Annotated in this window: 24 protein-coding genes, 1 riboswitch and 1 other annotated feature; of the genes, 8 read left to right on the top strand and 16 right to left on the bottom strand. The window is 34.7% G+C overall.

Annotation, left to right across the window (positions count from 1 at the left end; genetic code table 11):
• Positions 1 to 238 precede the first annotated feature (238 nt).
• From MKO96_RS14315 to MKO96_RS14300, 4 genes are all read right to left on the bottom strand, one after another.
• Positions 239 to 997 carry an SDR family oxidoreductase gene (locus tag MKO96_RS14315; RefSeq protein WP_240587833.1) on the bottom strand — a complete coding sequence of 253 codons (759 nt, stop codon included), beginning with the start codon at positions 995 to 997 and terminating at the stop codon, positions 239 to 241.
• A 56-nt stretch (positions 998 to 1,053) separates the two neighbouring features.
• A complete protein-coding gene (locus MKO96_RS14310) occupies positions 1,054 to 2,712 on the bottom strand; it encodes a putative ABC transporter permease subunit (protein WP_240587832.1) in 1,659 nt (552 codons plus the stop codon).
• Positions 2,705 to 3,430, bottom strand: a complete 726-nt coding sequence (locus tag MKO96_RS14305; RefSeq protein ID WP_046957932.1) for an ABC transporter ATP-binding protein — start codon at positions 3,428 to 3,430, stop codon at positions 2,705 to 2,707. Before MKO96_RS14305 ends, MKO96_RS14310 begins: the two co-directional genes overlap by 8 nt.
• An 89-nt stretch (positions 3,431 to 3,519) precedes the next feature.
• Positions 3,520 to 3,714, bottom strand: coding sequence for a hypothetical protein (locus MKO96_RS14300; RefSeq protein ID WP_000958866.1), 195 nt, complete (start codon positions 3,712 to 3,714; stop codon positions 3,520 to 3,522).
• A gap of 179 nt (positions 3,715 to 3,893) precedes the next feature.
• On the opposite strand from MKO96_RS14300, the gene MKO96_RS14295 reads away from it, so the two are divergent.
• Positions 3,894 to 4,253 (top strand): DUF3796 domain-containing protein, encoded by a 360-nt coding sequence (locus MKO96_RS14295; protein WP_088047139.1) that lies wholly within the window; start codon positions 3,894 to 3,896, stop codon positions 4,251 to 4,253.
• Positions 4,241 to 4,441 carry a helix-turn-helix transcriptional regulator gene (locus MKO96_RS14290; RefSeq protein ID WP_061678929.1) on the top strand — a complete coding sequence of 67 codons (201 nt, stop codon included), beginning with the start codon at positions 4,241 to 4,243 and terminating at the stop codon, positions 4,439 to 4,441. Before MKO96_RS14295 ends, MKO96_RS14290 begins: the two co-directional genes overlap by 13 nt.
• 68 nt (positions 4,442 to 4,509) lie before the next feature.
• On the opposite strand, the gene MKO96_RS14285 is transcribed toward MKO96_RS14290, so the two are convergent.
• Positions 4,510 to 5,472: a tubby C-terminal domain-like protein gene (locus MKO96_RS14285; protein WP_240587831.1), complete on the bottom strand. Its 963-nt coding sequence runs from the start codon at positions 5,470 to 5,472 to the stop codon at positions 4,510 to 4,512.
• Positions 5,473 to 5,624: 152 nt separating this feature from the next.
• A complete protein-coding gene (locus MKO96_RS14280) occupies positions 5,625 to 6,335 on the bottom strand; it encodes a YjjG family noncanonical pyrimidine nucleotidase (protein WP_240587830.1) in 711 nt (236 codons plus the stop codon).
• A 320-nt stretch (positions 6,336 to 6,655) separates the two neighbouring features.
• Here MKO96_RS14280 and MKO96_RS14275 point away from each other — a divergent pair, with 320 nt between their 5' ends.
• Complete coding sequence (locus MKO96_RS14275; RefSeq protein WP_276314176.1) at positions 6,656 to 7,081, top strand: DUF1648 domain-containing protein; 426 nt, start codon at positions 6,656 to 6,658, stop codon at positions 7,079 to 7,081.
• A 38-nt stretch (positions 7,082 to 7,119) separates the two neighbouring features.
• Here MKO96_RS14275 and MKO96_RS14270 read toward each other — a convergent pair whose 3' ends face one another.
• Positions 7,120 to 8,142 (bottom strand): tyrosine-protein phosphatase, encoded by a 1,023-nt coding sequence (locus MKO96_RS14270; protein ID WP_240587829.1) that lies wholly within the window; start codon positions 8,140 to 8,142, stop codon positions 7,120 to 7,122.
• Positions 8,143 to 8,317: 175 nt separating this feature from the next.
• Positions 8,318 to 9,040, bottom strand: a complete 723-nt coding sequence (locus MKO96_RS14265; protein WP_240587828.1) for a GNAT family N-acetyltransferase — start codon at positions 9,038 to 9,040, stop codon at positions 8,318 to 8,320.
• 123 nt (positions 9,041 to 9,163) lie between these two features.
• Between MKO96_RS14265 and MKO96_RS14260 the strand changes: the two genes are divergently transcribed.
• Positions 9,164 to 10,003: a DUF2785 domain-containing protein gene (locus MKO96_RS14260; protein ID WP_240587827.1), complete on the top strand. Its 840-nt coding sequence runs from the start codon at positions 9,164 to 9,166 to the stop codon at positions 10,001 to 10,003.
• A gap of 17 nt (positions 10,004 to 10,020) precedes the next feature.
• The gene (locus MKO96_RS14255; RefSeq protein WP_240587826.1) at positions 10,021 to 10,482 is read left to right on the top strand and encodes an NUDIX hydrolase; all 462 of its coding nucleotides are present in this window, start codon (positions 10,021 to 10,023) and stop codon (positions 10,480 to 10,482) included.
• Between the two features lie 122 nt (positions 10,483 to 10,604).
• On the opposite strand, the gene MKO96_RS14250 is transcribed toward MKO96_RS14255, so the two are convergent.
• From MKO96_RS14250 to MKO96_RS14225, 6 genes are all read right to left on the bottom strand, one after another.
• Entirely contained in the window at positions 10,605 to 10,859 is a 255-nt protein-coding gene (locus MKO96_RS14250; protein WP_240587825.1) for a YbeF family protein, read from the bottom strand.
• A gap of 97 nt (positions 10,860 to 10,956) precedes the next feature.
• The gene (locus MKO96_RS14245; RefSeq protein WP_240587824.1) at positions 10,957 to 11,337 is read right to left on the bottom strand and encodes a VOC family protein; all 381 of its coding nucleotides are present in this window, start codon (positions 11,335 to 11,337) and stop codon (positions 10,957 to 10,959) included.
• Positions 11,338 to 11,398: 61 nt separating this feature from the next.
• Positions 11,399 to 12,427, bottom strand: a complete 1,029-nt coding sequence (locus tag MKO96_RS14240) for an ROK family transcriptional regulator (protein ID WP_240587823.1) — start codon at positions 12,425 to 12,427, stop codon at positions 11,399 to 11,401.
• Positions 12,428 to 12,550: 123 nt separating this feature from the next.
• Complete coding sequence (locus tag MKO96_RS14235; RefSeq protein WP_240587822.1) at positions 12,551 to 13,744, bottom strand: MFS transporter; 1,194 nt, start codon at positions 13,742 to 13,744, stop codon at positions 12,551 to 12,553.
• Positions 13,745 to 13,813: 69 nt separating this feature from the next.
• On the bottom strand, positions 13,814 to 14,377 hold the full coding sequence (locus MKO96_RS14230) for a maltose acetyltransferase domain-containing protein (protein WP_240587821.1): 564 nt from the start codon (positions 14,375 to 14,377) through the stop codon (positions 13,814 to 13,816).
• Between the two features lie 211 nt (positions 14,378 to 14,588).
• Entirely contained in the window at positions 14,589 to 15,626 is a 1,038-nt protein-coding gene (locus MKO96_RS14225) for a tryptophan--tRNA ligase (RefSeq protein ID WP_240587820.1), read from the bottom strand.
• A gap of 5 nt (positions 15,627 to 15,631) precedes the next feature.
• Positions 15,632 to 15,840 (bottom strand) — a binding site (T-box leader).
• Between the two features lie 152 nt (positions 15,841 to 15,992).
• On the opposite strand from MKO96_RS14225, the gene MKO96_RS14220 reads away from it, so the two are divergent.
• On the top strand, positions 15,993 to 16,307 hold the full coding sequence (locus MKO96_RS14220; RefSeq protein WP_088064057.1) for a hypothetical protein: 315 nt from the start codon (positions 15,993 to 15,995) through the stop codon (positions 16,305 to 16,307).
• A 73-nt stretch (positions 16,308 to 16,380) separates the two neighbouring features.
• Here the strand turns inward: MKO96_RS14220 and MKO96_RS14215 are convergent, their stop codons facing one another.
• Positions 16,381 to 17,502, bottom strand: a complete 1,122-nt coding sequence (locus MKO96_RS14215) for an AI-2E family transporter (RefSeq protein ID WP_000416918.1) — start codon at positions 17,500 to 17,502, stop codon at positions 16,381 to 16,383.
• A 63-nt stretch (positions 17,503 to 17,565) separates the two neighbouring features.
• Positions 17,566 to 17,814, bottom strand: a complete 249-nt coding sequence (locus MKO96_RS14210; RefSeq protein ID WP_000539721.1) for a GlsB/YeaQ/YmgE family stress response membrane protein — start codon at positions 17,812 to 17,814, stop codon at positions 17,566 to 17,568.
• A 137-nt stretch (positions 17,815 to 17,951) separates the two neighbouring features.
• Here MKO96_RS14210 and MKO96_RS14205 point away from each other — a divergent pair, with 137 nt between their 5' ends.
• Together MKO96_RS14205 and MKO96_RS14200 are read left to right on the top strand one after the other, a co-directional pair.
• Positions 17,952 to 18,413 (top strand): GNAT family N-acetyltransferase, encoded by a 462-nt coding sequence (locus tag MKO96_RS14205; RefSeq protein ID WP_240587819.1) that lies wholly within the window; start codon positions 17,952 to 17,954, stop codon positions 18,411 to 18,413.
• A 38-nt stretch (positions 18,414 to 18,451) separates the two neighbouring features.
• A riboswitch (cyclic di-AMP (ydaO/yuaA leader) is annotated at positions 18,452 to 18,594 on the top strand.
• Between the two features lie 96 nt (positions 18,595 to 18,690).
• A complete protein-coding gene (locus MKO96_RS14200; protein WP_000945246.1) occupies positions 18,691 to 18,834 on the top strand; it encodes a hypothetical protein in 144 nt (47 codons plus the stop codon).
• Positions 18,835 to 18,867: the final 33 nt, after the last annotated feature.

Raw genomic sequence — 18,867 nt, 5'->3', positions numbered from 1 at the left:
TCTTCATAATAATACGTACAAAAACTGATAAACGAATTTGAATATTCGAGTTTCTTCTACTTCATTTTTCTTCTCTCTAGCAAAAGAAAAAGAGTATATTGTCACATGAAGAATTACTATCTTCATATGACGATATACTCTCCTATCAAATTTTTATCTTTCTTGACATTTTATTTACACAAAAAAATAAAATTTTCTTTTATTTTTTTGTTTCTCAACAATTGTTAACATAATATATTTATGAGTAACCACCGTTCGAATGAATGACTTGCCCAGTAATCCATTTTGCTTCTTCACTTACTAAAAAAGAAATTAAGCGCGCTGCATCCGCTGGTTCTCCTACTTTAACTTGTGGGAACTTCCATACTAAATGATGCTTCAGCTCCTCTGTTATCCACCCTGTATTCGTCGGCCCTGGATCAACAGCATTTACTGTAATCCCCTTCTCCATCGCAACTGGTGCTACTGATTTTGTAAATGCTTCAATTGCTCCTTTCGTCGCTACGTATGCTAGTTCATCAGGCATCGGCCCTAATGACTGCCCTGAAGTAAGATTAATAATACTGCCACTCGTTTTCAGTGCATAATGTTTTATAAATAATGAGCTTAATAACATAGTAGCGCGAACATTCACTGTATAATGTTTATCTAACTGTTCTACATTTAATTCTTCAATTCTCGTATGAGTTGCATACGCTGCATTATTAATTAAAATAGATGGATCACCTAAACGTTCTGAGACCATATAAAACAAACGATTTGGCGAATACGACTGCGATAAATTGATTTCTGCCATTTCACATCGAACACCTAAACTTTCAATCTCCTCTTTCAACAAAAAGGGTTCTTTGTCATGCATTCCCCAAGGCATCGCTTTATCATACTGAGACCAGTACGTGAAAAAAATGTCTATCCCTTCTTGAGCAAGCACCTTGCATACAGCTGCACCAATTCCATTCAGACGAGTTGCCCCTGTTACAATTGCTATTTTCTTCACCTTTTCTCCTCCATCTATGGATAAATCCCCTGCACGAATACAGAGGATCTATCTTTTTATTCAATATTTGCCAATATGCGTTCTGCACCTAATTTCAAAATTTTAATGAAGATATAATTTACGATCGTAAACATTACAAATAAAACGATAAACATAACCCATAGTCCTACTTGAAGGAAGAAGTATAATAGACTTACTCCCGCTACAATAACTAAAGCTATAAAAATATTAGCTAAAAAATTCCACAAAGTTGTATATCGGCTCTTAAATAATTTCTGCTCTGTATCCCAATGTATATCTGCAGTTTGTGCATCCCAGCGTGTACCGATTAAATTAATTAACAATAACCCGTTCGCACTTAGTAAAAACCAAAGTATCATGAAAACAGGAGAAATTCCCGCTACAACTGCCATCGTAATACCGAATACTGCTAAAATAATTACATTAATTAACCAAGCAGTGATCGCTTTCGCAAAAAAGATGTCTGAAGCTTTTACTGGTAAATATCGATTCACAAACCAAGAGCTTCCATCACGTGAAAATGATGTTGTTGCGATAACGTTACTTCCCATTAAAAATAACGATGCACAAAGCCCTACACCAATCGCCAATCCTGCTGATTCTGGGTTATCAATATACCCTGTAATCCACTTTAAATTCCCATCTTGCACGAATAAAACAAAGAATAACATAATCGGCATAACAAAAGTTTGTACGATACAATTTAAGAAAAATTGTGGTGTACGGAATAACGTTTTAAATTCTTTTTTCACATACGCTTTTAAATGTGAACTTTGAACCGTTGATTTTTGTAAACCTTCTGCTGAAATGACCTCTTTTTTTGCTGTACTCGTTGAAAGTCCAATAACCCCTTTTAAATATGTACGCTCTGCAATGTAATAAAACAACACAAAAAATACAAATGAAATAAGTGCAAAGATGATTACGTATAAAGGACCCTTCCAATTTGCATTTTCTACTAATGCCACTGCTCCAAAATATGTAGTTGGAAAATAATTTGTCATTTGTACTAGAAGTGAAGATTCGTTGTTCGCAAGATAATTCGTAAGTGCATCTTCAGAAAACGAACTTTTATTTTTCCACTGTAAAAATACATTAATTCCTACAATAAATAGTATACTTACGATTCCAATAAATATATTGCCTCGATCTTTATTTTTCGCTATATTTGTATACCTCATAATAACTGTCATCAGTAACGAAGCTAACACTAACGGCACAATCGGGAAAAGTAAGTAAATAAAAATCATGTATATGTAATATGTAATAAATGCGCCACTTTTTAACCCGTACGTAATAAAGATTGGTAGTAAAATAAATGAACTCATTACGTATTGTGTAATTAATACCGTTAAAAATTTTGCCGAAATAATCTGCGCTGGTTTCAATGGTAACGGCAATAACATTTCAATGTCATTACTATAGTAAAATACAGTTAAAATGTTCGTTATACTCATTAAAAATACCCATATACTCGCAATCGCAAGTCCCATTGCGATAATCATTCCTGGATCTTGCCCCAAATGTTTCATACCTTCATACATTCCGTGCGTCATCGAACCAAATATTAAAAAGCCGACAAATAGAATGGCTGCAAATGAAAAGACATACGCCCATCGCTTCTTCTTATCTGTTATGAAATCTGCATAATTTAATTTCAATAATACTTTCGTTAACGTCCAAATTTTACTCATTGCCCGTCATCTCCAAGAACATTTTTTCAAGTGATTCATTGGATTTAAAATGATCTCTCATTTCACCTAAATTCCCTTTAAACTGAAGATTTCCCTTATTAATAATCGCGACGCGGTCACATATTTTTTCTGCTACCTCTAATACGTGTGTAGAGAAAAATACAATCTTTCCTTTATCCGCATGTTCTCTCATCATTTCTTTTAAAATATATGCGGATTTCGGATCAAGCCCCGTTAACGGTTCATCTAAAATCCATACATCTGGCTCATGCACGAGCACACCAATAATAACGATTTTTTGTCTCATACCGTGCGAGTAACTTTGAATTTGATCAGATAATGCGTTATAAAGATCAAATTTCTTCGCTAAAGACTCGATTCGTTCTTGGCGTACTTCTTTCGGCACTTCATACATATCTGCCATAAAGTTTAAATATTCAATTCCCTTTAACCGCAAAAACATATCTGGGCTATCTGGAACATAACCAAACGTCTTTTTCGCTTCCATCGGATTTTTCATAATATCTTTACCGTTAATCGTAATCGTCCCTTTGTCCACTCCATGAATACCAGTAATCATCTTAATTGTCGTTGATTTACCCGCACCATTCGGTCCTAAAAATCCAAAAATTTCTCCGCTAGGCACAGATAAACTTAAATCTTTTACTGCATAAGTAGACCCATTATAACTTTTTGACACATTCGTAATTTCAATCATTCCATCCAATCCTTTCCTTAATTACCAAATAACTATATCAATATTATAGCATACTTCTATTTTTAGATTTTTATATTTTTTCAGTTTTTTTATCCCTTAAAATAAATATACACGCCTAATCCAACGATTAAAACGACAGCTAGTAAAATATAGATCATCGTCAGCCGTTTAATATTCCCTTTTGTCGCTTTACTATAATTCGCATCACCATTCCGCCCAATTAACACCGTTGCCACTACAGTAATCACTACAAGTAATACAACGATCATGATCCAAGTTAGCATTCCTTCCTCCCCCTTCTTACAACCATTTTACAATATTATCCTCCTTATTTCGCATTATATTTCCTCTTTTTACTATTATTATGAAAAGAATTGGAAAACTATTATTACTATACATTTCTATATGTGATATATTTATAACATAACGTGATTTATTTCTAACATCGAAAGGAGAATCTATCGTGAAAACAACTTGGATAAAATATTTAGGATTTCTCGGTTTCTTCGGTTTCCTCGGCTTTTTTTATGAAAAAGGGTTGTTTACTATGTTCTGTTTCTTCTCCTTTTTCACAACGTATAGAACGGTTCAACATGATGAACTATTTGAACAAATCGTCAATAAATCGTGCCGTAACGCCTTTATCGTTACATTACTAACTACCGCTGTCATTATGTTTATTGAAATGTTATTTCCAAACCCTACACTACAAGAGATTGATATCGCTCTTATTTTCAGCACACTCATTCTTACGTTCGGCTTCTCTATGTTCTTTTACGATAAACCAGTTGATGAATTGGAAGATGCACCATGGCGTTCGTAACGAAAATAAAAGAATACCGCGCCAAATCGAACATGACACAAGAAGATTTAGCGAAAACTGTTGGTGTACGCCGTGAAACAATTAGCCATCTCGAAAAAGGAAAATATAACCCTTCCTTACAGCTTGCTCACGATATTGCGAAGGCACTTCATAGTACAATTGATGAGATTTTTATTTTCGAGGATTAATTGAAGACAAAAAATCATATAAAAATACCGGCATTCTTTCCATGAAGAATACCGGTACTTCTCATTTATCACCCATACAAAACAGCATGAAATACGCCTAACAGTAAGTATTGATCCTCTATATAATCTTCATCATATACATCCATCTCGATATAATACATATCTTCCTCAAGACGAATATTCCAGTCTGCGATTACATAGCCGTTTCGTAATAACTTTCCAAGCCCAATTGAAGTTTTGTGAACAACATATTCTTCTGTCTTATATGTAAAAGTAAATAAGAAATTTGCATCTAATAACTTCCCATCACATACAAGTATTTCATGCTCTGCATCATTATGATCGATGTACGTTACTAAAATCCTTCTTTGACGCTGCCTACTTACATCCTTTGCAATGACGCGAATATTGTCCTTACTATCCTTTATTTCATAAATGATATTACTACCGACTTTCGGAATAAAGTCTAGCACTTTCATCAACGTATTTTTATAATAGCCCCGTACTGCGCCTACTCCTTCGCTTCCATTGTAAACCTCTATTGAAGTCGTATCCGCTTTACTATCACACAGTCGTTTGTAAGAAAGCTGCATCATTCGCTCTCCTCTTAAGTACTGATCAAACGTCACAGGATATTCTATCGCGCGCAGCTCCTTATTGAGTTCATTCAAATAACGTTGAACGCTCTCAACTAATGCCGCAGTGGATATACGTTCCTGAAGTTCAAATAGCTGCCAACTGGAAGAAACTCTCCACTGATCTTCCTCTTCATAGAAGAATCCGAGAATTACCTCCTCACGGTCACTCGTTTCATAATTCAATTTTTCTTTCTGCCCATGTTGCACTTGTTCCATCCACTGTCCTAAATAAATACCAAGCTCTGCAACCTTCATGCATGACTTCTGAAAAAGTACGCGGTCACTCACACGAATCGTTAAATCCCCTTCAATAAATCCATTTGCATAAGCGGCATACCGTGGCTCATCCTTCTGTGGAATAGCCTTGTCTAACTCAAATAAAAACGTTAACATCTTTCACTCACCTCTAGTTATTACAGCGATCGTACCTATAAATTGAACGCAACTCAAATTATAGGTACGATTTTTCCAATATATCTACCGTAACTCAAAATACATTAACTATTCGACAAAGAATATCGACTTATCGAAAAATATCAACACGATTAAAATGAAACTACCTTTTCTTCCGCCACTTCCACAATTTCTAAAATTTGTAGCAGGCTCTCCACTTCATAAGTCGGCTTAACATCTGTCTTATTTTCTTTCAAACTTGGATTATACCAACACGTATCAATGCCGTAATCTTCTCCGCCTTTCATATCAGAAGTTAAGGAATCTCCAACCATTAGTACGCTTGATTTATCCGTAATCCCAAACTTTTCAAACGCATAATCAAAAATCTCACGTGCTGGTTTTTGATGGCCGACTTCTTCTGAAATAATAATATGTTCAAAGAAGTTACTTAAAGGTGAATTTCCGATTCTAGATTGTTGCACCTTCGTATATCCATTCGTAATAATACCTAGCTTGCAATCTTGTAGATTTTCACATAATTGCACTGCACCTTCTATAAGATGTACTTCTTTTCCTAAGTTTTCAAGGTATCTATCACTAAATTGCTGCGCATCTACTTCTATATGATGAAGGGCAAATAATTGTCTAAATCGATCTACTGCTAATTCACTTAGCGTAATCATTTTATTTTCTAAATCTCTCCATAATCCATTACTAATCTTTTTATAACTTGCAAGATAATCATCATACCCAGTAGGCATCCCGAACTGTACAAACGCGTTATGTAATGCGTTTCTTTCCGTTTCAGGAAAATCTAATAATGTATCATCTACGTCGAATAATATAACTTTATATTTCATAATGCTCTCCTCAACTAGTACGTTATTTACAACTTGTATTTTCTCATTAATCGTCTCTTAAGTCGAACTTTTTCCCTTTACGAATCGTAGATGTACAGCAATCTTAAAGTTGTTTAAGGTACACGAGTCATGTTATTCAAAAATAATTAATTGTGAAAATACTATAAATTTGAGATAATTTAGATAATGAATCCGATTTTTCAAAAAGGTAATACAGGAATAGAAAGGGGCGGAAAGACATAGTAAATTCATGGGGAAGGCCCAAAATACAAATCCCAAAAACAAAAAGTGAATGGGCTGGAGATATCATTGGATATTCATTGTTCTTTGGATCAATCATTTTTTTGATTATCATTTGGGGAAGATTACCCGAGGAAGTACCCACACATTATAACGCATATGGGGCTGTAGATCGCTGGGGATCAAAGTGGCAACTTTTGCTTCTACCAGGAATTGGGTCATTTATACTCCTATTAATGCAAACTTTAGAAAAGTTTCCAGAAGTTCATAACTACCCACAAAGACTGAATGAATCAAATGCTAAAGAGTTTTATTTAAATAGTAGAAAAATGCTTAATCAATTAAAAAATGTCTGTTTACTTATTTTTGCTTTCATCCAATTTGAAACCATTTCAATCGCTTTAAATTGGAGCGGCGGTTTTGGAAAATTATTTTTACCGATATTGTTAATTGGTACAGTTATTCCAATTGTAATAGGAATCATTAGGCAACGAAAAATTTCATAATAGAAACAGGAGGCTAATCCAATTAGCCTCCCTCCTCATTATTTATCTTCTAGCAATAACACTTTCATTTCCTCTAACGACTCTTTCGTAAAGCCAAGTGCTTTTTCAGCATACGATTCAACTGAACCGTATTGCTTTTTCACTTCATCAATCGCAGCTTGTAAATATTCAGCACGCGCTTCAAACATTGCACCTAATATTGCTCTACTTTCATCGTTTTGAAGTTTTGCACCTAAAAAGGCCATCATTTTTTCATTTAACTTTTCACGGAAACCGTTACTTAGTAAATAGTCTTCCATTACTGTTTTTTCCGGTACACCTAGTAAAAGTAATAATAGTGCTGATCCGAATCCAGTACGGTCTTTTCCAGCTGTACAGTGGTTTACTAACGGTAAGTTTTCTGGGTTTTGCGCTAGTTTTAAGAAGCTCACGAATGCTTCATTACCACTTACGAAATCTTGATTCATTTTCACAAGATACTCGCCTGGTTTCCCTAACATAGAAAGGTCACCAACTTGGAAAAATTCATTTATGTTCAAGTCTTTCGCCAAGTCTTGCATAACTGGTAAGCACACTTGACGAGCACCCGTAATCTCTGGATTCGGCTTATGCTTCACTTCAAAGTCTGTACGGTAGTCACAAATTAACTTTAAGCCAGACTTTTGTAAATAGTCTATATCCCACTCTGTTAGTCCTGCTAATTCTTCAGAACGGTACAACTTGCCCCATTTTACTTTACGGCCTTCAGTCGTTTCATATCCTCCCATATCACGGAAGTTAAACGCGCCTTGTAATGGCAATCTACGCTCAGCTACTGTCACTGCTTGTCCATTACTTCCTACTAGTCTAAAATATGGACGCTCATTTTCACTCGGGTTTTGAACTGTACATGATGATTCTCCATTTACAGTTGTAAGTAATTCTCCCGTTTCTTCAATATGATCTGGTGAAGTACTCCAGTAAATGCGAACTTCTTCTATATTATTTTCCCACTTTATATATAACGTATTGTCTTCATTTCTTTCTACAGTTGCTTGTAACCAATTTCTTTGCTGCTCCATTCTTTCACCAACGCTTTCTTATATAATCGGATCTTTCTTTATTGTATTATAGAAATATCTATTTTGTCGTTCTCATTTTACTTTTTATCTTACAAATAGGCAAAAAGTTCTTTTACTTGTTCAAAATTTGTACACGGATTCCCGTTAAACAAGTTCAAGGACCTTTTTCCTCCTTCTAAACCTTCCTCACATATCGCTCAGTACAACTAAGCAGCTGACATCCATTTTTTTCAAAAACATCCTTCATCCACTCATTTTGTACATTTGTCTCGCCAATATAATAAGATGCGCCTATTTCTTTTAAGACAAACATTGCCCCTGTAAAGAACGCTGCTTCATACCCTTTATTTCGCATATTTGGAGCAACTGCGAAATACATTAGTTTTCCTTCTTCTAACGTACCTCTTTCAATATGCGGGATTACAATTCCTATCGGCTCTTCATCGACACTCGCTGTTAAACAATGCTCTTTCCATTGCTCACCAATTTCTTGTAACATCATATGTACAAAGTGATCATAATCGATTTGTTCTCCCGTCACTTCATTCCACAGTGAATAAAAAGCGTCTTCGTCTATCTCTTCAATCAACTTAAAATCAATGTCACTTTCTACATCTTCTACTTCGTATATATCTTTAAACACAATCATGTTTTCAGAAGCATATTCAAATGAATACGTTTCGAAACATTTCTTATACACATCATAATTTGGGCTTTTTGAAGAAATTTCAAAATGTAAGTTTTCTATTCCCTCTTTTTCAGCCTCAGCAACGCAATATTGTATTATTCCCTTTAATTTCTCTTCTGTAAAAGGCTCTGCATTATTTTCTTTTATTATTATAGAAGAAGCATTTCTTCTTATTTTAAAATGTTTTTCTAACTGTTCTATAGTCATCATATACTTCCCTCATCTATGTCATACTCGAATTTCTACTTGTTCTCCTTGCATGAGCAGGATTGTCCTTGAATATATAGAATACTAGAAAACATTGCATCTTTAAAGTGCGGAGGAGGTTCTCCATTGGATATTACAGCATTGCAACAACAGTTAGAGCTTATACAACAAAATGACTATACGCAACTGCAACATATAAATTTGAATGAGTTAACGCTCAATATGCTTCAGTATATCGGAACAACTGATAGTTACGTTCGTTACCAACTTATATATAAATGTTTTGCACATTTCATTCACCATGAATTCCTTATGGATGATCAACTGAAATTACTTCTACAAACTTGTTTAAGTGATGCGTATTTATATTATGACATTTACTCCCCACATACAGATGGGGTTTTCACACGTTCTTACACTGTTTCGTTACTTGCATTAATACTCCAATTCGCTAACTCGCACTACTTTTTTACAGAAGAGGATATCGAAGAAATAAAAAACAAACTCATTACATACACAAACTTAGAAACAGATTTTCGAGGCTATATTGAAAATAAAGGATGGGCTCATTGTCTTGCCCACGTATCTGATGCCTTTACTGAAATTGTTCACAATTCCTATACGACCTTTGAGTGGTATGAAGAATTAATTCATTGTTTATTAAATAAAATTTTTATCCCATCGGATCTATTTCATAATAATGAAGATGAACGAATTGTTACACCGTTACTATCGATGCTATATCATGATTTTCCGCAAGATGAGTTAATTTCAATTATTTATAAAAAAATAAAAAGGCTTCCTCAAATTAGAAAACGCCTTTCGCTTAATGAGTATTGTATATTATGTGCCAACATTAAAACCTTTTTACGCACATTATTTTTCAGAACGAAAGATGATCATAACTTAGCCTATACAGCACGTAAAACAGAAAGAATGTTAAAAGAACTTCCTAACTATTATTAAAAGCAAGGAGAAATAACATGGGTTATATTGAAGACATGAGAAATTTAGTAGGAAATCATCCACTTATTTTAATCGGTTCACACGCCATTATATTAAATGAGAACAATGAAATATTACTGCAGCTCCGTACAGATTTTAACCGTTGGGGTATTATTGGCGGAGCCTTAGAATATAACGAAACGTTAGAAGACGCTTTAAAGCGAGAAGTATATGAGGAAACTGGACTTTTCATCAAAAATCCAGAACTATTCCGTACATACTCAGGACCAGATTTCTTTCAAATCTATCCAAACGGCGATCAAGTACACGGTGTACTCGTTGTTTATATTTGCCGCGAATTCCATGGTGAACTTATATGTGATCAAACTGAGTCAAAAGAATTACGCTTCTTTCCGCTTGATGAGTTACCTATTACTCTTCATCCAGTTATTGAACGTATTATTAGGGAGTTTCAGCACTCCAATTCATACGTGAAATAGAATGGCTCTTCCTTTCATTTTAAATAGAAATAAAACAACCTCATTTCCCGCCATGATAACGCGAAATGAGGTTGTTATCTTTCACCGTAAATCCCTATTTCCCCCAAAAATAATTTGATGATTTAACGTTCTCTTCCTACAACTTTATATCCCTTTACAAAAAGTATAGTTATATAAGAAATAATGAATGAAAAAATAGTATACATACCAACCCAAAAGAAAAATGCTGGATTATACACTGTAATATTTAACATAAGAAAAATAAGAAATGTTACCATTGGCATCACATAAAATGCACCTAATTTATATGTCCCAGCTATTGAAAAAATACAAATAAGCAATGGATATATACAGAAAATAAAAATGAATTCACTCACTGTTATGTCCCCCTTTCTGAAGAAATAATAGGTTTCTCGTAAACATTGGGGGGAACAACAAAGTTTTATTTTTTATCAGTTATTAATAAATATAATGTTAGATTGTTATCTCAATCTGGTTTCCTTCAAGGTCACTTACTACACTTTCATAGTAACCATCCCCTGTAGTACGCGGGCCGTTTAACACAGGATATCCTGCTTCTCTTAATGTATTGGTTAATTCATTCACTTTTTCTTTACTACCTACAGAAAAAGCAATATGCGCATATCCCATTGTTTGTGTTTGTGTATTATCGTCTATCCCTACTTGCCTCATAAGTTCTAGACGTGCTCCACCTTCAAAAGTTATAAAATAAGATTCAAACTGCTTTTTCGGATTGTGATATAAGCTATTTTCTTCACCACCAAAGTACTGTTTATAAAAGTCACGCATACCTTCTAAATCATTCACCCAAATTGCTACATGTTCAATTTTCATAATCGACACCTTTTCTTTTATGTTATTCAACTGACAATTGGATGCTTCATTGCCAGTACATTTAATTTTCTTTATTTGTTCTCGTGATCATAAGATCAAGTCCAAGGCTTTTTAACCCAAATAAATAATCTTCTTTCCAATTACTCACTGTTATTTTCGGAATATGTTCTGCTGGAATGTACTGCGGACAACTTTTTACAATTTGCTCTATTACGAATTGATTCACTTCATCATCGCAGAAGATAAAGGCATGAGGGTTAATAATTGCTATACATGTAGCTATTAAACGAGTAATAGCATCTATATTATATTCCTCTGGATTATTCGAATCTCCACTTCTCAAAGCTTGTAAGAAATTTTTATTATCGTATTGCGGAACGAAAGATATCTCTCCTGAGAAAAAGGTGCTTCCTCGTACTACATCTCCATTTATCATAATACCTGCACCTGGACCATTTTGACCTGAATACAAATATACAAGAGAGGAATTGTCATAGTTTCCAGTGCTTTTATAATAACCAAGCACTGCGGCATTCATATCGTTTTCTATTACTACAGGTATTGAAAACAGATCCTCCAAATGACTTTTCAAATTGAAATTTTGGAACTTTTCATAACCAGGTATATAAAAAATACGACCATTATCAACCGAACCGGGCACACCAATTGATATAGAGTTTATTTTCGGGAATGTAGCGATAAGACTTTCAATATGTTTAGATAATAGATTTATGCCAGTATCTATTAATACACTTGAAGTACTTCCTTGTTCTTTTACTTCCCCTAAACAATTAAAAATGGTATAGTTTGTTTCATTTTTCTCTAAGAATATCGCTAATCCTAACATATATTCCGGATTATACGCATATCGTTTCGCTCTTCTTCCGCCACTTGAATCATCTAAACCAACTAAAGTGACTTCACCATCTTGTTTCATATTTTCTATAAATTTACTTATCGTTGGAAAACTAATTTCTAATGTATTACTAAGCTCAACTTTCGTCGCACTGCCTTGCTCTAGAAGAGCTGTACGAATGCCGCGCAGGATCGTCTCTTTAATCGATTTTTGAGTAACAAATTGTTCACTCAAATCGCTCACCACCTTAATCAACATACTTATTAAACCCTTTTAATAAGTTGCGTTGACAATATATCATACATCATTTTCTAAAGCAATAGAGATGATATATTTCCGCTGGCATGCACACTTTACTTAGCTCGATTTATTCTCTCTCGTAACAGACGATACAATTCCAGACAAAAGAACAAATAATAAAACCGCTAGCAAGGCATTGCGTATTCCGAATACTTCTCCAAGTATCCCTAAAAATGGTGGTCCGACTAAAAAGGTTGTATAACCAATGATAGAAACTGCAGCAACATTAGAAGTCGCATTTTCACGGTCATCTCCAGCAGCTGACAGACCAATTGGGAAACCTATCGCTGCACCAATCCCCCACAGTACTACACCAAATGCTAGAAAATACGAATTACTCCCAAATATTACGATTGAAATTCCTAGAATCGCTATCATAATAGTAGCACGTACGACAGCGACACGACCGAATCGATCAAGGAAATAGCTGCTACACATACGAGCTAATGTCATTGCTAATACAAAAATTGTGTACATAATAGAACCTGCCACTATACTTTGCTCATGTCCATCTACCATCACGATAGGTAGCCAATCATTTGCACTACCTTCTGCAAATGCCATCCCGAGTACAAAAAGACCAATTAAAAGCACCTTTTTTTCCATACGTAAGGTCGTATGCTTCTCTCTCCTTTTGTTCCGCGATTTCTCCTTCTTTCCTGTTCCATGCGGAAGAAAACGATACACCATACATACAAGTAATACAAACACGAACGAAATCGCAAGAAACTGATACAGAATCGGGATGTGAAGCGACGCTGCGACAGAACCACTGAGCGCGCCTACTAAAGTTCCTACACTAAAAAAGCCATGGAATTTCGGAAGAAGAGTTGTTCCTAATTTCTGCTCAATGGAAGAACCTTCTACATTCAATGCGACTTCCGCCAATCCGTAGCCTATCCCAAATACTAGTAAGCTACTAAAAGCCCCCATACTAGAAACAAAATAAATATTTATACCTAAACAAATCAATCCAACAATCATAAAAAACATACTGCCTATAATAACGTCTCTAGCTCCCTTACAGTCAATGAAGCGGCTTGCACTCAGTAAACCAATTATTGAACCGACAGATAGTCCGAACAAAATCCAGCCCATTTCTGCATTTGACACTGCTAAAATATCTCGCATTGCTGCTGTTCTTGAAATCCATGTAGCAAACGCGACACCTGGCAAAGCAAATAAGAGAAAAAGAGCGTTTCGAGAGGCCAGTAATGTCTTTGTATCATTCTCCGCACTATATTTCTCCATATGAAACACCTTTCACATTGTCTATACCATACGACACCAGTTTATTCATGTATCCGTAAAAAACGATTTCTATAAGTCTATCGTTTTAATAACTTTGGCTGGATTACCTCCAACTACTACATTATTAGGTACATCTTTTGTCACAACTGCTCCTGATGCAATCACAGCGTTGTCTCCAATTGAAATACCAGGGTTAATAATAGCTCCACCGCCAACCCAAACATTGTTACCAATCTTTACAGGCTTCCCATATTCTTTGCCCGAATTCCGCTCTATCGGATGCAACGGATGCGTAGCAGTGTAAATGTGAACACCAGGTGCAAACATACAATTATCACCGATTCGCACTTCACAAACGTCTAAAATCACACAATTGAAATTTGCGAAAAAGCTCTTTCCAACATGGATATTGTAGCCGTAATCACAACGAAAATCAGGATTAATTTGGGATTTCCCATCAGCTGAAGAACCTAAAAGCTGATTTAACAAAGTAAAACGTTGTTCATCTCCTGTCTCCATCGCCTCGTTATAAAGACGTGTTAAACGTTTTGCCTTCACCCTATCAGCCACCAATTCTTCGTCATCCGCAATATACATTTCTCCTGCCACCATCTTTTCTTTCTCCGTTTTCATACAATCCTCTCCTTTATTATCGATTGAGCCCTACTTATTAAACGTCTTTAATAAGTGACTTGAATTATACTTATTAAACACATTTAATAAGTACCCCTATATTAGCATACTTTTTCATATATGCAACTCATAAGTTTCGAAAGGACATGTAAACTCCTTATTTTACGTATCGATATGACGAATAATTTATATAGAAAAAACGAGAGAACGCTCAGCGTCCCCTCTCAAATCCAATCCGTTTTTTTATTTCCGCTAAATTTACCTTCGCGATTTCTCTTGCCCGCTCAGCACCTTTTTCTAATGCTTCATATAATAAATTTGGCTCATTCATATACATAGCATATTTCTCCCGAGGTGCAGCTAACTTACGATTTACAACGCGGAATAACTCTTTTTTCACATCGCCCCATCCAATGCCAGTTTCATACTTTTCACGCATCGACTGTATTTCATCTTCCTTCGCAAATTCTTTATATATCATAAATAATGTTTCTAATTCTTTCGGTTCATTTGGAAGTGAAGAATCTGTTTTGATTTTAAATATTAACTTTCGTAGTTTTTCTTGCTCCGCAAATAACGGAATCACATTCCCGTAACTTTTACTCATCTTTCTTCCATCAAGTCCTGGTAATATTGCTCCTTCTTCTTGTATGACATACTCCGGAAGCGTAAATGTCATGCCGAATGTATGATTAAAATACGTCGCAATATCACGCGCAATTTCGATATGCTGAATTTGGTCTTTTCCAACGGGCACATGAGTAGCTTGAAATAATAATATGTCAGCTGCCATTAAAATCGGATACGTATATAATCCCATATTCACTCCCGTGTCGACCTCTAACCCCGCTTCTTTATTTTGCTCTACCTTCGCTTTATACGCATGGGCACGGTTCATAAGCCCTTTCGGAGTTAGGCAAGCTAATATCCAAGCTAATTCTAGAATCTCCGGCACTTCTGTTTGTCGGTAAAAAATAACATCTTCTCCAAGTCCGAGTGCTAACCAAGTAGCTGCTACCTCTTTCGTATAACTACTAAACTGAATTGGATCATGTACAGCATTTAATGCATGATAATCTGCTATAAAGTACAATGCTTTTCCTTCATCCTTCTTTGACATTTGCAATGCAGGTTTAATCGCACCAATATAATTTCCTAAATGAGGATAACCTGTCGGCTTAATTCCTGTTAACATTATTTTTTCGCTCACCCTAACTCCTCCTTCCTTAAAATAAAAAGAGCCCCTCATCCTATAAAAAGGACGAGAGACTCCCGCGGTACCACCTTAATTAGCTATCATTAATAGCTCACTTCAACTTCTTAACGTGAAGTAACCGTCTTTACCTACTCATTTCAGTTAGAAGCTCCAGAGCCCATTCCATATTCATCCCTTACTGATTTCCACCACATATCAGCTCTCTGAAAAGTTTTGAATATGTACTCTTCTCTTTCATTGCTTTTCGTTATTTTTTACAGTTTATCACATTTCTCGTTCTCTCAAAACTGAATTTTCTATTTTTATTAAGTTTTAACAATAGTTATTACCAATTTATTCCGAAAGATATATAATCTATATATATAGAATCGATTTTTAATACAAAAACGAGGTGATGTCATGGGTTGGTTTACTAAAAAGAATGATACGTTTAAGATTGATGTATTTAAGAACGATGATAATAGTCACGATGATACTTTAGGGGTAATTATACATTTCACACCTATCGCTATATATTTATACACCTGCGATGAGTACATAGAAACATTTGACGGTGCGCTCACTTTTGAAAATGAGAACGGAAATCAAGTAGAAATCGGGGGTACTTTCATTTCTCTTGAAGTAGATGCTAATTTTCGCATGGACGATTTAATATTTGATTACAAACTAAAGGAAAGCAATCTACCTATCATTGAATTAAAAGCCTACGCATAAGGTTTATTTGTTTACTGCAACAAGAATATAAATAAAAAAGAGCTAAAACAGTTTTATCTGTTTTAGCTCTTTTTTACGTATTCAACTTAACAAATCTATAACTATGCGTTACTAACACTTTTAATATTGCATATCCTGGAATTGCTAAAATAATCCCCATAATTCCAAATAAATTTCCGGCAGTTAAAATAATAAAAATGATAGTAATTGGGTGAATGTCTAGCTTTTTTCCCATAACTTGCGGAGAAATAAATTTACCTTCTGCTAATTGTACGACCATCATTACGATAATTACTTTTAACACCATTGATGGCGAGTCAATAAATGCGATAATTAATGCTGGTGTAATTGCAATGATTGGTCCTACGTACGGAACGATATTTACAATCATTGCTAAAATAGCGAGTAATACCGCATATTTAATACCAATAATAAGGTAACCGATTAATAACATAATACCGATAAACAAGCTAACGATAATTTGCCCTCTAATATACGAGCTAATCGCATAATGCATATCATCTAGTATTCTCATCGCTGCTGGGTGTCTTTGTTCTGAAATAAACTTTAAAAAGTGGTTCGGTAATTGTTCACCATCTTTTAAAAGATAGAACAATATAAATGGAACCATTACAAACGTTAAAACGACCTCTGTAACAGTACTTAAAAATCCAGTTACATTTCCAGTTACTGACGATAACGACTTCGTGAAATCAACTGTGTAGTCTTTTACCATACTCGCTACATCAATATTTAAATTCTCCTGAATTTTCCCTAGTAAATTACTTTCCCCGAATCTACGTGCCGCTCGCTCAATTTCATGACCGAAATACGGTAAGTTATCTATTAATGCATCAATTTGATCTTTAATAATCGGGATTACTGTTACAACTAAAAACACAAATAATCCTAGTACTATTATATATATAGAAGCGATTGATACGATTCTTGAAACACCTTTCTTTTCTAAAAGTGAAACGAATGGATGCAATATATAAAATAGCACACCCGCTAATAATACCGGGAAGAAAATTGTTTTTAAAAAGACGATAAACGGAGTAAAAACAAAAGAAATTTTCGTTAGCAGTAATATGTTAATGAACAATAACGCAAATCCAAGTAACACCGCTAAATAATTTTGTTCTCTAAAAAACTTTTTCAACTTATCTCTTTTTCTTATATTTACTTTTTCCAATGAAACCACCTCTTCGAATGATGAAAAGCCCTTATTCAGGGCTTTTCGTCATAATCTATATCTTTATTTTCTTGCAGCTTTCACTACAAATGATACAATAAGAATTAACACGATTGCTCCTAATAATGCTGGCACGACATGAATCCCACCAAATGATGGCCCGAAAGATCCAAATAATCTACCACCTAACGAAGCACCTAATAAACCTGCGATAATATTTCCGAACATACCACCTGGAAAATTTTTACCCGTTATAGAACCTGCAATTGCACCTATAATAGCACCAACTATTAATGTGATAATCCATCCCATCTTTAGTCCTCCATTTCTATTATAGTGTATTTCTTTTTAATACTAAATTATTATGTAACTATTATAATTATTATATCCAATAAAGAAAAATCTTGTCAAATCTATGAAAATAAAGCCTACAAGGAGGTTTTTACCCAGTGATTCAAAAATTAATAACAACTTCTCACAAAACCGCTACTTCTATTTTAAGTATTCAAATACCTGCTTATGAAATTGAAGCACAATACATAAATAGTACAGCTATCCCTCGCCTTTATGATACTATAGCCGATATTCGATTATGTGATGAAATTTTCTACGGCTATTTTTATGAAGATACACTTGCTGGGTTTATTTCTTTTAAATTGGATGAAGAGGAAGTTGATATTCATCGTCTAGTAGTATCCCCCGATCATTTTCATAAAGGAATCGCCACAAAACTACTACTTTATGTATTTGACATGTTCTCCCCTTCACAAACATATATTGTACAAACAGGGAAAGAAAATACACCTGCTCTGTCTTTATATAAAAAGCATGGCTTTATTAAAATAAATGATATTATATTACCCGATGGAGTGGTTTTAACCTCACTTGAAAAATCAGAAAAAATTAAATAGTTTGACTCATCAATTTATTTATGTTATCTTTTACTTTATAATACCTTTTGCTGAGTCCAATTTTTGGAGCGGGGGAACCATTTTTGTAGCTATGCTACTTGGGGCGAATCTTTTTTAAGTAGGGAAACTCTCACTTCCCGAGTCCGACAGCTAACCTCGTAAGCGTAATGGGAGAGGAAGGTGCTTTTTGCCTATGTTACACAGTGTACCTCCTTAATTATAAATATGGGATCGATACCAATAGACACCTATATTTATAGAAAAGGAGACATGTATAATGTTACGTTTATCTGATCACGCAATAAAAATGATGGAGCAAAGACTTCGACTCGAACAACACCGCACATATCAAGCAAATAAAGTTGTAGATAACTTACATCACAAATACTTCTTTCAGCATATTTTTCAACCGAAAAGATAAAGAGAAAAACACAAGGTGTGTCTATACAGACAT

This window comes from Bacillus sp. ES1-5 (assembly GCF_022487605.1).
In the GTDB taxonomy this organism is placed as follows: domain Bacteria; phylum Bacillota; class Bacilli; order Bacillales; family Bacillaceae_G; genus Bacillus_A; species Bacillus_A wiedmannii.
Note: the sequence above shows the minus strand (reverse complement) of the source record. Positions and strands in the feature narration are given on the sequence as shown.

What these genes read in the sequence shown, in the direction of transcription:
- MKO96_RS14245 (WP_240587824.1), bottom strand. Translation starts at nt 11,337, where the DNA reads ATGAAAATTGAACATGTAGCAATTTGGGTGAATGATTTAGAAGGTATG.
- MKO96_RS14285 (WP_240587831.1), bottom strand. Translation starts at nt 5,472, where the DNA reads ATGTTAACGTTTTTATTTGAGTTAGACAAGGCTATTCCACAGAAGGAT.
- MKO96_RS14305 (WP_046957932.1), bottom strand. Translation starts at nt 3,430, where the DNA reads ATGATTGAAATTACGAATGTGTCAAAAAGTTATAATGGGTCTACTTAT.
- MKO96_RS14210 (WP_000539721.1), bottom strand. Translation starts at nt 17,814, where the DNA reads ATGGGATGGATTATCACATTAATAGTTGGTGCTATTATAGGTGCAATT.
- MKO96_RS14310 (WP_240587832.1), bottom strand. Translation starts at nt 2,712, where the DNA reads ATGAGTAAAATTTGGACGTTAACGAAAGTATTATTGAAATTAAATTAT.
- MKO96_RS14280 (WP_240587830.1), bottom strand. Translation starts at nt 6,335, where the DNA reads ATGAAATATAAAGTTATATTATTCGACGTAGATGATACATTATTAGAT.
- MKO96_RS14225 (WP_240587820.1), bottom strand. Translation starts at nt 15,626, where the DNA reads ATGAGGGGCTCTTTTTATTTTAAGGAAGGAGGAGTTAGGGTGAGCGAA.
- MKO96_RS14220 (WP_088064057.1), top strand. Translation starts at nt 15,993, where the DNA reads ATGGGTTGGTTTACTAAAAAGAATGATACGTTTAAGATTGATGTATTT.
- MKO96_RS14230 (WP_240587821.1), bottom strand. Translation starts at nt 14,377, where the DNA reads ATGAAAACGGAGAAAGAAAAGATGGTGGCAGGAGAAATGTATATTGCG.
- MKO96_RS14235 (WP_240587822.1), bottom strand. Translation starts at nt 13,744, where the DNA reads ATGGAGAAATATAGTGCGGAGAATGATACAAAGACATTACTGGCCTCT.
- MKO96_RS14300 (WP_000958866.1), bottom strand. Translation starts at nt 3,714, where the DNA reads ATGCTAACTTGGATCATGATCGTTGTATTACTTGTAGTGATTACTGTA.
- MKO96_RS14255 (WP_240587826.1), top strand. Translation starts at nt 10,021, where the DNA reads ATGGGTTATATTGAAGACATGAGAAATTTAGTAGGAAATCATCCACTT.
- MKO96_RS14265 (WP_240587828.1), bottom strand. Translation starts at nt 9,040, where the DNA reads ATGATGACTATAGAACAGTTAGAAAAACATTTTAAAATAAGAAGAAAT.
- MKO96_RS14290 (WP_061678929.1), top strand. Translation starts at nt 4,241, where the DNA reads ATGGCGTTCGTAACGAAAATAAAAGAATACCGCGCCAAATCGAACATG.
- MKO96_RS14200 (WP_000945246.1), top strand. Translation starts at nt 18,691, where the DNA reads ATGTTACGTTTATCTGATCACGCAATAAAAATGATGGAGCAAAGACTT.
- MKO96_RS14270 (WP_240587829.1), bottom strand. Translation starts at nt 8,142, where the DNA reads ATGGAGCAGCAAAGAAATTGGTTACAAGCAACTGTAGAAAGAAATGAA.